Origin of the sequence: Aeromonas sp. R3-1 (assembly GCF_040908345.1) — a bacterium.
Taxonomy (GTDB): domain Bacteria; phylum Pseudomonadota; class Gammaproteobacteria; order Enterobacterales; family Aeromonadaceae; genus Aeromonas; species Aeromonas veronii.
On record NZ_JBFODN010000197.1, the window covers coordinates 1 to 11,934 of the forward strand.

Genomic DNA, 11,934 nt, shown 5'->3' on the forward strand with positions numbered 1-11,934 from the left:
CTGGATATAACTGGCCAGCGAGGACATGGAGTTGGTAATGCGGCGGGTCTGTACGCCCCAGGTGGAAATATGGGAAACGGCCTGTTCCCAGCGATGCTGGAACATGCTCTCGGCGCCGAAAATCTTGACGGTTTCCAGCCCGGAAATACTTTCAATCAGGTTGGCGTTCTTCTGGGACGCAAGGCGCGAACCCTCTTCGATGGACTGCTTGAGGGGCTCCTGAATATAAAAGCTGTAGGCGATGAGGATCAGCATGGCGACGATGGGGACCACCACCATCACGCCTGCAAACATCCAGATAATAAAAAGGAAGAAGACGGCAAAAGGGAGATCGATAAGAGTAGAAACCGTTGCGGAGGTGAAAAACTCCCGCACCGATTCAAATTCCTGCAGATGTTTGGCGAACGCGCCAGTGGAAGCGGGACGAGATTCCATCCGCATGCCCATCACCTTGGCGAAAATCTTGGCGGATAGCAGCACATCAGACTTTTTGCCAGCGATATCGATAAAGTAACTGCGCAACTGCCGCATCACAAAATCAAAGGTGAAGACCACCATGGCCCCGACCGCCAGCACCCAGAGTGAATCAAACGCCAGATTGGGCACAATCTTGTCATAGACGTTCATGGTGAAAAGAGGGCTGGCAATGGCAAACAGGTTGATAAGAATGGAGGCGATCAGCACATCGCGATAGATACCGCGGGATTCGAACAAGGTGCTCCAGAACCAGTGTCCATCACGGGTTTCCAGCACCTTGGGAGAGCGCTCGTCAAACTTGAACTGCTTCTTTACATAGAAGAGGCGCCCCAGATACTCATCACCCAATTGGGCTGCGGTCAGCCATTGCGCGGCATCACCAGCCTGCGGGAAAATCACTTTCCCCTGGCTGCGATCTTCGTTCCACTCCAGCAAAATGCAGGCGCCACCACTGCGCATCTGCAATACGCAAGGCAGCAGCAAGGGAGAAATATCGGCCAGTGGCTGGATCACTTCACGGGCGGATAACCCGCCCCGCTCGGCAGCACGGCAAAAGAGTGCGGTAGTCAGGCGTCCGGAGACCAGTGGCAACCCGGTCGTCAGGGCATCCTGGCTGTTGGGCACACCATAAAAACGGGTCAAGAAGACCAGACACTCCAATAACTCATCAATACGACTTGTTTCTGCTTGCATAGCATCCTGTCACTGCATAAATGAGGTAGATAAGAGCGTTCATCGCTCATATTTCCCTGCTATAGCCACGCTAAAACCGAGTGGCCTTCCCGCTGATGAGACTGATCAGGGGATAAACCTGTCCAGATAGATCGCGACACTCATCGCCAATTTCCCGGCACAGCAGCAATGGCGGCATGATTCGTTATTGGTAAAAATAATCGGCTCATCAACACCATGCTAACACTGCAATCAGGGTGAATGTCGGAGTTAATTGATAATGGCATTTATTATGGCGCACCACTATATCAACCGGCACGTAGCAAAACTATAGTTTAGGGTATGAAGTTTTTTATATAACCCTATGTTTTACGTGAAAATAATAATCTGGCGCTCAATTATAGGTCAGGAAGTATGAAGGGTCTGCCCAACGCGTGACCTTGCGGGCCGTTCAATGAGAGTGCTTTGGCAATGTCCGCCATGGCCGTCCAGCGATTTTCACACCAGGCTGGCGCCAACAGGGTTGGACGGCGCGCGGAGGCCGAAATCCGGTGATACACCACCTCGGGCGGCGTGTGCTGGATCATGGCAACGGCCGCCTCCACATACTGCTCCAGCGTCAATACCTCAAGGCGCCCCGCCTGCCATGCCTTGCCAAGAGTACTACCCTCAACCACATGAAGCGGATGCAACTTGATCCCCTCAACACCGATCTCAACGATGCGATGCAGGGTATCGAGGCTGTCCATCGGCACTTCGCCCGGCAGGCCGACGATCAGATGAGCACATACCTTGATGCCGCGCTGATGGGCACGTCTTACCGCATCCTCATAGGCGGCATAACCGTGGCCGCGGTTGATCCGTTGCAGGGTCTTGTCGTTGGCACTTTGCAGCCCGAGCTCCAGCCACACCTCGTAGCCCCGGGCCTGATAGCCCGCCAACAGATCCAGCACCGCATCCGGTACGCAATCGGGGCGAGTGCCCACACAGAGCCCCACCATATCGCTCACTGACAGCGCCTCTTCATACATCCGCTGCAGATATTCGACCTCGGCATAGGTACTGGTATAGGCCTGAAAGTAGGCAAGATAGCGCTTGGCACGGGTGACTTCGTCCCGGCGAGCCAGCAGTTGTTGCACCACTGAGAGTTGCTGAGCCGACTCGTCGGCAAAAGAGGATACGTTGCAGAAGGTGCAGCCACCACGGCCCAGGGTGCCGTCACGGTTCGGGCAGGTGAAGGCCCCGTGGATGGAGAGTTTGTGGATCTTCTGACCATGACGCTGCTTGAGATCCTGACCGAATGTATTGACGAGTTCGTGTAACTGCATGACACCTCCGCTAAAGGAGCGCCATTGTACGAGCTTGCGCAAAACAGGGGCTGAGCTGGATCAAGCTAGCGGAGAGGGTAAAACATATAAATACCCGACCAATTTTGAATAAATATAGAGAAAAAGCGCAAAAAAAGGATTTTTACAGTTCTTTGATGATTCAAACAGTAAACATCCATATGAAAATGAGACCTGATAACCCACTGTTGAACAATGAAAAATTCAAAGAGACCCGACAGCACACAATTGCAAGCATGGGATAGTGAAAATGTGATCCCTTCCGCTGTCGGCCACATCGGGTTGGTAAAATTACTACATTCGCCCATCGTCGCCGAGCGCACCATTGAGCCCGTCAATGGCGATATATTTAACCAACAAAATCAAACCACACGGAATAAACACTCCATAACTGCGAGCGAATCCCCCTAACCCGACATTTTGTTATGCGAATGTAACCATGAAGACAAACCTGACCTGCGATTGACCTCGCCAGAAAATCCCATTAGTTTGGAGATTCGCCACGTCAGGCAGACGGAACCACAAGAGCCAATCGCAATTTATGCAGTCAGGTGATGACTGTGCGATACAAGGCCGAGCAAGGGAGAAATGCAATGTCACTATATGATCCAAAGCTGGAGAGGGATAACTGTGGCTTCGGCCTGTTGGCCCACATGGAAGGGGAAGCCAGCCACAAGCTTGTCCGTCTCGCGATGTCAGCATTGGCTCGCATGCAGCACCGCGGCGGGATATCCGCCGATGGCAAGACCGGCGATGGTTGCGGTCTGCTGCTGCAAAAACCGGACAGCTTCTTCAGAGCTGTCGCCGAGGAGAAAGGATGGCACCTTGGCCGCAACTATGCGGTCGGCATGCTGTTTCTCAACCCTGACCCCGTATTGGCCCAGCAGACCCGCGACATCATCGACGAAGAGCTGGAAAAAGAGACCCTGAGTCTGGTCGGCTGGCGTAAGGTGCCTGTCGATACCAACGTACTGGGTACCATCGCCAAGGCCTCCCTGCCCAGCATTGAACAGGTCTTTGTCAACGCCCCGCCCGGCTGGGTCGACAAGGATCTCGAGCGCCGTCTCTATATCGTGCGTCGCCGCATCGAAAAGCGCGTCAACGACGACTACTTCTATGTGGTCAGTCTCTCCAACCTGGTCACCGTCTATAAAGGGCTGTGCATGCCGGTGGACTTGCCGCGCTTCTATCTGGATCTCGCCGACATCCGTATGCAGGCGGCCATCTGCGTCTTCCACCAACGTTTCTCCACCAACACCAGCCCGCGCTGGCCGCTGGCCCAGCCGTTCCGCTATCTGGCCCACAACGGCGAGATCAACACCATCGCCGGCAACCGCCAGTGGGCCAAAGCGCGCAGCTACAAATTTGCGACACCGCTGATCCCCGATTTGCAGGAAGCGGCTCCCTTCGTCAACACCACCGGCTCTGACTCCTCCAGCCTCGACAACATGCTGGATCTCTTCCTCGCCGGTGGTATGGACCTATTCCGCGCCATGCGCTTGTTGATCCCGCCTGCATGGCAAAAACACCCGAACATGGATGACGACCTGCGCGCATTCTACGACTTCAACTCCATGCACATGGAGCCGTGGGATGGCCCGGCCGGTATCGTCATGACCGACGGTCGCTACGCCACCTGCGCACTAGATCGCAACGGCCTGCGTCCGGCCCGCTACGTCATCACCAAGGATAAGTTCATCACCCTCGCCTCCGAGGTCGGCACCTGGGACTACACCCCGGACGAAGTGCTGGAGAAGGGCCGAGTCGGCCCGGGCGAGCTGTTCGTGGTGGATACCAGCAACGGCAAGGTGTGGACAAGCTTCGAGATCGATGACGATCTCAAGAACCGCCACACCTACAAGCAGTGGATGGATAAACATTGCCGCCGACTGGTCCCCTTCGAGCAGATGGACGACAGCCAGACTGGCCGCCGCGAATTTGCCGACGACCAGCTGAAAACCTATCAGAAGCTGTTTGGCTACTCCTTCGAGGAGCTGGATCAGATCATCCGGGTTCTCGGTGAAAATGGTCAGGAGGCGGTGGGCTCCATGGGGGATGATACCCCGATGGCTGTGCTCTCCTCCGGCCCACGTACCCTCTATGACTACTTCCGCCAGATGTTTGCCCAGGTGACCAACCCGCCCATCGACCCGCTGCGGGAAAACCACGTGATGTCGCTGGCCACCTGTATCGGTCGCGAGCAGAACGTCTTCAACGAGACCTTCGGCCACGCCCACCGGGTGCTGTTCCAGTCGCCGATCCTGCTCTACTCCGACTTCCACCAACTGCTGGCACTGGAAGGTGAGTACTACCGTCATCAGGTGATCAGCCTCAACTTCAAGCCCGAAGAGGGGCTGGAAGCGGCCATCGTGCGCATCTGTGATGAGGCCAAAACCGCCGCAAAGAGTGGCACCGTGCTGCTGGTGCTGTCGGATCGCGATATCAGCGCCGACACTCTGCCGATCCCGGCCGCCATGGCGGTGGGTGCAGTGCAGCGCACCCTGGTGGACAACAACCTGCGCTGCGACGCCAACATTCTGGTGGAGACCGCAAGCTGCCGTGACCCGCACCACTTCTCGGTGCTGCTGGGCTTTGGCGCGACCGCCATCTACCCCTATCTCGCCTACGAAACCCTGGCCAAACAGGTTGAAGAGGGCGTGCTCACCATGTCCCTGCGCCAGGCCATGGTCAACTACCGCAACGGCATCAACAAGGGGCTCTACAAGGTGATGTCCAAGATGGGCATCAGCACGGTCGCCAGCTACCGCTGCTCCCAGCTGTTTGAAGCTGTGGGTCTGGCCAAGTCGGTGGTCGATACCTGCTTCCGCGGCGTATCGAGCCGTATTCAGGGTGCCGATTTTGCCGACATCCAGCAGGATCAGCACAATCTGGCCCGTCAGGCCTGGTTGATGCGCAAGCCCCTCCCCCACGGCGGCCTGCTCAAGTTCGTCCACGGCGGCGAGTACCACACCTACAACCCGGATGTGGTGCAGACCCTGCAAGCGGCGGTGCGCTCCGGCAACTATGCCGATTACAAGGAGTACGCGCGTCTCGTGAACGAGCGCCCGGTTGCCACCCTGCGCGATCTGCTTGCCCTGAAGAAAATCGACAATCCGGTCGCACTGGATCAGGTTGAGCAGGCCGACAAGCTGTTCCCCCGCTTCGACTCCGCCGCCATGTCCATCGGTGCCCTCGGTCCTGAGGCCCACGAGGCACTGGCAGTCGCCATGAACCGCCTCGGTGGTCAGAGCAACTCCGGCGAAGGTGGCGAAGATCCCAAGCGCTTCGGTACCGAGAAGAACTCCCGCATCAAGCAGGTCGCTTCCGGCCGCTTTGGCGTCACCCCCCACTACCTGATGAACGCCGATGTAGTGCAGATCAAGGTGGCTCAGGGGGCCAAGCCCGGCGAAGGGGGCCAGCTGCCCGGTGACAAGGTCACCGCCCAGATCGCCCAGCTGCGTTATTCCGTGCCCGGCGTGACCCTGATCTCACCGCCGCCGCACCACGACATCTACTCCATCGAGGATCTGGCCCAGCTCATCTTCGACATCAAGCAGATCAACCCAAGCTGTCTGGTGTCGGTGAAACTGGTCTCCGAGCCTGGCGTCGGCACCATCGCCTGCGGCGTGGCCAAGGCCTATGCCGACTTCATCACCATCTCCGGTTATGACGGCGGCACTGGCGCGAGCCCCCTCACCTCGGTCAAATATGCCGGCTCCCCGTGGGAGTTGGGTCTGGCTGAAACCCAGCAGGCGCTGGTCGCCAACGGTCTGCGCCACAAGGTGCGGCTGCAGGTGGATGGCGGTCTCAAGACCGGCCTCGACATCATCAAGGCGGCCATCCTCGGCGCCGAAAGCTTCGGCTTTGGCACCGGCCCCATGGTGGCGCTCGGTTGCAAATACCTGCGTATTTGCCACCTGAACAACTGCGCCACCGGCGTTGCCACTCAGGATGAGAAGCTGCGTCGCGAGCACTTTACCGGCCTGCCGGAGATGGTGATGAACTACTTCAAGTTCATCGCCGAAGAGACCCGCGAGCTGATGGCTCAGCTCGGCGTCACCCAGCTGACCGACCTGATTGGCCGCACCGATCTGCTGGAAGCCCTGCCCGGCCTCACCGCTCGTCAGGCCAAGCTGGATCTCTCCGGTATTCTGGCCCGTCCGGTAGCTCCGGCAGGCTCCAGCCTGTTCAGCCAGCAGCACAACCCCACTTTCGACAAGGGGCCGCTCAACCTGAAAATGGTGGAAGATCTGCTGGAAGCGGTGGAAACCTCAAGCGGCGGCGAGTTCCGCTACGACATTCGCAACACCGACCGCTCGGTGGGTGCGCGCCTCTCGGGCGAGATCGTCAAACGTCACGGCAATCAGGGGATGGCTGCGGATCCGGTCAAAGTGCACTTCAACGGCACCGCAGGCCAGAGCTTCGGCGTCTGGAACGCAGGCGGCCTTGAGATGATCCTCACCGGTGACGCCAACGACTATGTGGGCAAGGGGATGACCGGCGGCAAGCTGGTGATCAAGCCCCATGTCGGCGTGGCGTTCAAATCCCATGAAGCGGCCATCATCGGCAACACCTGCCTCTACGGCGCCACCGGCGGCAAACTCTACGCCGCAGGCACTGCCGGCGAGCGTTTCGCGGTGCGCAATTCCGGCGCCCTGGCGGTAGTCGAGGGGATTGGCGACAACGGCTGTGAATACATGACCGGCGGTATCGTCACCGTACTGGGTCAGACCGGCGTCAACTTCGCGGCGGGCATGACCGGCGGCTTTGCCTACGTGCTCGACGAGTGCGGCAACTTCGCCAAGCGCACCAACCCCGAGCTGGTGGAACTGCTGGACGTGGCGGATCTCGCCATCCATCAGGAGCACCTGCGCGGCATCATCACGGCGCACCTCAATGAGACCGGCAGCTCGCGCGCCGAGGAGATCCTGGCCAACTTCGACTCCTATGTGCCCAAGTTCAGGCTGATCAAACCCAAGTCCAGCGACGTGAAATCGCTGCTGGGTCACACCAGCCGTTCCAGTGCAGAACTCAGAATCCAGGCGCAATAAGGAGGGAACCCTATGAGCCAGAACGTATTTCAGTTTATCGATGTCCAGCGGGTCGACCCGCCCAAGAAGCCACTCAAGATCCGCAAAATCCAGTTTGTGGAGATCTACGAGTCCTTCAATCAGCCGCAGGTACAGATGCAGGCGGATCGCTGCCTCGAGTGCGGCAACCCCTACTGCGAGTGGAAGTGTCCGGTCCACAACTACATCCCCAACTGGCTGAAACTGGCCAAAGAGGGGCGCATTCTGGAGGCGGTGGAGCTCTCCCACCAGACCAACAGCCTGCCGGAAGTGTGCGGTCGGGTCTGCCCGCAGGATCGCCTTTGCGAGGGCTCCTGCACCCTCAACGATCGCTTCGGTGCGGTGACTATCGGCAATATCGAAAAGTACATCACCGACAAGGCGTTCGAGATGGGCTGGAAGCCCGATCTCTCGAACGTGGTCAAGACCGGCAAGCGGGTCGCCGTTATTGGCGCAGGCCCGGCTGGTCTCGCCTGTGCCGACGTGCTGGCGCGCAACGGTGTCACCCCGGTGGTGTTTGACAAGTATCCGGAGATCGGTGGCCTGCTCACTTTCGGTATCCCCTCCTTCAAGCTGGAAAAAGAGGTGATGCAGCGTCGCCGCGAGATATTCCAGGGGATGGGCGTGGAGTTTCGTCTCGAGACCGAGGTGGGCCGTGATGTCACCTTCGCCGATCTGCTCGGCGAGTTCGATGCGGTCTTCCTCGGGGTAGGCACCTACAAGTACATGAAGGGCGGCTTTGCCAACGAAGAGGCGCCGGGCGTCTATGATGCCCTGCCCTACCTCATCGCCAACGCCAACCGGTTGCTGGGCTTTGAGAAGGCGCAAGCCGACTATATCGACTTCGCCGGCAAGCAGGTGGTGGTGCTGGGCGGTGGCGATACCGCCATGGACTGTGTACGTACCGCCATCCGTCAGGGGGCCGCCAAGGTGATCTGTGCCTATCGCCGCGACGAGGAGAACATGCCGGGTTCCAAGCGGGAGGTGAAAAACGCCCGCGAGGAGGGGGTTGAATTCATGTTCAACCTGCAACCGGTAGCGGTCGAGCTGGATGCCCATGGTCGCACCGTCGGCATCAAGGTGGTGAGCACCGAGCTGGGTGAACCCGACGCCAATGGCCGCCGCAATCCGGTGATCATCGAGGGCTCCGAGCAGGTGCTGGCTGCCGATGCGGTGGTGATGGCGTTTGGCTTCCAGCCCAACCCCCAGCCCTGGATGGCGGAGTTCGGCATCGAGCTCGACAACCGGGATCGCATCAAGGCCCGCGAGCAGGCGGAGTATGCCTTCCAGACCAGCAACCCCAAGGTGTTCGCCGGTGGCGACGCGGTACGTGGCTCCGATCTGGTGGTGACCGCCATCTACGAAGGGCGCAAGGCGGCCGAAGGGATCATGGACTATCTGGCGGTCTGATCCGACCGGCCAAGACCGTGATGCACTTTCACAATCAGCCTCGCCAATGCGAGGCTGATTTCTTTGACATGCCGCCAGTGAATAGCGATGGCTAACTCTTTGGCATCGGACAAACCCAAGAACTGCGCCATTCTGGCGCGGCATACTCATCGGGCCAATACTCGGTCTGCTGTTGAATTTTACCTTCCGCAACATGGTGAAATGTGATGGCGCGAGCATTTACGACCCCATCGCTGACCAGCACCTCACTGACCACCTCACTCCCTTGTGCCAGAAGACGGACAATCTCGAAGCGCCACAGGCCAGCTGCGGGGTAGCGACGATTGATCTCAATAAAATTCTCTCGCCCCACAATCCGTTCTCCCGATTGGGGCCAGTCACAGAAAAAATCATCTCCCAGCCAGCTTGCCGCCTTCGCAAAGTCATTGCTCTGCATCTCCTGCCAATAGGCCTCTACCACTGCTTTTGGCTCCATGGTGTTCAATTCCATACTCACTCTCCCTACACACGCACCACCAGCCACTCCCCCTTGCCGACCGGCACCAGCGAGGTGGCAAAGGCCGGGTCCTGCCCGACCTCGTTCATCCACTCCTCCATCTCGCTGCGATGGGAGATGGCGTTATCAACCACCAGCAGGCCACGGGGTGCCAGCAGGCGGCGGAGCTGCGGCCACCATGCCCGGTAGTGCTGACGATCCGAATCGAGGAAGATGAGCTGATAGCCGGCTTGCGGCAAGGTCGGTAACAGCTCACTCGCATCCCCTGCCAGCAAGGTTACCCAAGGGGCCAGCCCTGCCCTCTGAAAATTGTCATGGGCCAGCACGCGCTTATCCTCATCCAGCTCAATGGTGGTCACGTGCCCCTCCAACCGACGCACCGCTTCTGCCAGCCAGAGTGTGGAATAACCATTGGAGGTGCCGATCTCCAGCACCGCCTGCGCCCCACGGGTCTGCACCAGCACTGACAGCAACTCCCCCGTGTCGCGGGTGATATTGAGCAGCTTGCGCTGGCGTGCCTGCTGCATGCTGTCATTGCGCTCGCCAAGCTGCTCCAGCTGGCGTTTTAACTGTTCCAGTTCCATTGATATCCCTCTCGTCCTTGCCCAAAACCGTTAGCCCACACCTCCAAGCTTGGCATTTGGGAGTCAAATGATTGCTTTCAACCGCCATTCACACCACAAAGGATGAGAAAAGGACAACCATTTGAGGCAGAATTTGTGACGTCTATCTGTTACACTTCGCGCCCGCCATTTTCCGGCTCACTCTCTGACTTGATGTCAGGCGCAGCCGTCGGTGGTTACAACCTCCGTCTCGCTCATGCCGAGCTAACCAAGCCAAACACAGCCCAGCTGGAACACAGGAACCCATTATGAGATTTGAATCGTTCGATTTTGCCCCCGAGATTTTGCGTGCTGTCTCAGATTGCGGTTATCAGGAGATGACCCCTGTGCAGCAACAGGCGATCCCGGCCATTCGCCGTGGCCGCGATGTGCTGGCCAGCGCCCAGACCGGTACCGGCAAGACCGCCGCCTTCGCCCTGCCCATCTTGCAGCGTCTGGTAGACAATCCGGCTCCGGTCCAGCCTTCCAACGCCCGTGTGCTGATCCTGACCCCGACCCGCGAGCTGGCGGCTCAGGTGGCGAGCAACATCAATGACTTCGCCAAGTATCTCGATATCACCACCATCACCATCGTCGGCGGTGGCAAGCAGGACGTGCAGGCCAAGAAGCTCAAAGCGGGCGCTCACATCATTGTGGCCACCCCGGGCCGTCTGCTGGAGCACCTCACCGCCTGCAACCTCAGCCTCTCTGGCGTCGAGTGTCTGGTGATGGATGAAGCGGATCGCATCCTCGACATGGGCTTCAGTGCCGATGTGCAGAAGATCCTGCAAGCGGTCAACAAGACCCGTCAAAACCTGCTCTTCTCCGCCACCTTCTCCGACGCGGTGAAGAAGCTGGCCAACCTGATGCTGGACAGACCGCAGATCGTCAGCGTCAACAAGCAGAACTCCACCGCCGACACCGTCAGCCACACCGTCTATCCGGTCGAGCAGAAGCGCAAGCGCGAGCTGCTCTCAGAGCTGATTGGCAAGCAGAACTGGCAGCAGGTGCTGGTGTTCGCCAGTACCCGCGAGAGCTGTGATGTGCTGGTCGAGGAGCTGAACCTCGACGGCATCAAGTCCGCCGTTGTCCATGGCGAGAAGGCCCAGGGCAACCGTCGCCGCGCCCTGCGCGAATTCATGGAAGGCAAGGTACGGGTACTGGTCGCCACCGAAGTGGCCGCCCGTGGTCTGGACATCCCGGACCTGGAATACGTGGTCAACTATGATCTGCCGTTCCTGGCGGAAGATTACGTGCACCGCATCGGTCGTACCGGTCGTGCCGGCAAGCGCGGCATGGCCATCTCCTTCGTCAGCCGTGAAGAGGAGCGCCCCCTGCTGGAGATCGAGGCCCTGATCGGCCAGAAGATCCGCCGCATCATGGTACCGGGCTATGAGGTGAGCAGCCGTGACGAGCTGATCAAACAGCTGCAAGAGCGTCGCCGCTTCGGCAAGCGTCCGCAGCGTGAAGATAACGCCGTGGCCCAGGTGATGGCCGAAGCCAAGCTGCAGGGTCAGCGCCTCAAGCGTCTGGCCGCCGCCAAGAAGCCCCGTCAGCCGAAATAAAGCGGGCTGTTGCTCTATTGAACCGCAAAGGCGCCACTGGCGCCTTTGCCATCTCTGTCATCGGTGTTGGCCCCTGGTGGTCAACTGAAGGATTGCTTATGACCTCTCCGACCTACAATCAGGCCCTGTTCGAGATGGCCACCCAGAGCCTGGCCGAACTGGCCCGCACCGCCGAGCAAAAGGCGGGCAAGCGCACTCCGGCCCAAGAGAGCCACTTTCTCTGCACCTGGATGGCCGACTCCCTCAAGGAGAAGCGCTTCTCCCGTCTGGTGATGGAAGATTTGAAAGCTTGGGTGC

8 protein-coding genes are annotated in these 11,934 nt (G+C 58.9%); 4 read left to right on the forward strand and 4 right to left on the reverse strand.

All coding sequences use genetic code 11. The annotated features are described in order from the left end of the window. Both AB5Y85_RS12215 and AB5Y85_RS12220 read right to left on the reverse strand, forming a co-directional pair. On the reverse strand, positions 1-1,170 hold a 1,170-nt coding region (locus AB5Y85_RS12215; protein WP_368221498.1), incomplete at its 3' end, for an ABC transporter transmembrane domain-containing protein. Positions 1,171-1,547: 377 nt separating this feature from the next. Continuing rightward, on the reverse strand, positions 1,548-2,477 hold the full coding sequence (locus AB5Y85_RS12220; protein WP_257687932.1) for a TIGR01212 family radical SAM protein: 930 nt from the start codon (positions 2,475-2,477) through the stop codon (positions 1,548-1,550). Positions 2,478-3,088: 611 nt separating this feature from the next. Between AB5Y85_RS12220 and gltB the strand changes: the two genes are divergently transcribed. Both gltB and AB5Y85_RS12230 read left to right on the forward strand, forming a co-directional pair. Continuing rightward, positions 3,089-7,546 (forward strand): glutamate synthase large subunit, encoded by a 4,458-nt coding sequence (gene gltB, locus AB5Y85_RS12225; RefSeq protein WP_368221499.1) that lies wholly within the window; start codon positions 3,089-3,091, stop codon positions 7,544-7,546. Positions 7,547-7,558: 12 nt separating this feature from the next. Further along, positions 7,559-8,974, forward strand: coding sequence for an FAD-dependent oxidoreductase (locus AB5Y85_RS12230; RefSeq protein ID WP_064341967.1), 1,416 nt, complete (start codon positions 7,559-7,561; stop codon positions 8,972-8,974). A 91-nt stretch (positions 8,975-9,065) separates the two neighbouring features. Here the strand turns inward: AB5Y85_RS12230 and AB5Y85_RS12235 are convergent, their stop codons facing one another. Both AB5Y85_RS12235 and AB5Y85_RS12240 read right to left on the reverse strand, forming a co-directional pair. Further along, on the reverse strand, positions 9,066-9,464 hold the full coding sequence (locus tag AB5Y85_RS12235; protein WP_064341968.1) for a nuclear transport factor 2 family protein: 399 nt from the start codon (positions 9,462-9,464) through the stop codon (positions 9,066-9,068). Positions 9,465-9,475: 11 nt separating this feature from the next. Beyond that, positions 9,476-10,054: an O-methyltransferase gene (locus AB5Y85_RS12240; RefSeq protein WP_257687934.1), complete on the reverse strand. Its 579-nt coding sequence runs from the start codon at positions 10,052-10,054 to the stop codon at positions 9,476-9,478. A gap of 287 nt (positions 10,055-10,341) precedes the next feature. Here AB5Y85_RS12240 and AB5Y85_RS12245 point away from each other — a divergent pair, with 287 nt between their 5' ends. Both AB5Y85_RS12245 and AB5Y85_RS12250 read left to right on the forward strand, forming a co-directional pair. Beyond that, the gene (locus AB5Y85_RS12245; RefSeq protein ID WP_257687935.1) at positions 10,342-11,637 is read left to right on the forward strand and encodes a DEAD/DEAH box helicase; all 1,296 of its coding nucleotides are present in this window, start codon (positions 10,342-10,344) and stop codon (positions 11,635-11,637) included. A 98-nt stretch (positions 11,638-11,735) separates the two neighbouring features. Continuing rightward, positions 11,736-11,934, forward strand: a 199-nt coding sequence (locus tag AB5Y85_RS12250) for a DUF2913 family protein (RefSeq protein WP_368221500.1), incomplete at its 3' end; no start/stop codon positions are given.

Coding starts and splice junctions, on each gene's coding strand:
- AB5Y85_RS12220 (WP_257687932.1), bottom strand. CDS start 2,477: ATGCAGTTACACGAACTCGTCAATACATTCGGTCAGGATCTCAAGCAG.
- gltB (WP_368221499.1), top strand. CDS start 3,089: ATGTCACTATATGATCCAAAGCTGGAGAGGGATAACTGTGGCTTCGGC.
- AB5Y85_RS12230 (WP_064341967.1), top strand. CDS start 7,559: ATGAGCCAGAACGTATTTCAGTTTATCGATGTCCAGCGGGTCGACCCG.
- AB5Y85_RS12235 (WP_064341968.1), bottom strand. CDS start 9,464: ATGGAATTGAACACCATGGAGCCAAAAGCAGTGGTAGAGGCCTATTGG.
- AB5Y85_RS12240 (WP_257687934.1), bottom strand. CDS start 10,054: ATGGAACTGGAACAGTTAAAACGCCAGCTGGAGCAGCTTGGCGAGCGC.
- AB5Y85_RS12245 (WP_257687935.1), top strand. CDS start 10,342: ATGAGATTTGAATCGTTCGATTTTGCCCCCGAGATTTTGCGTGCTGTC.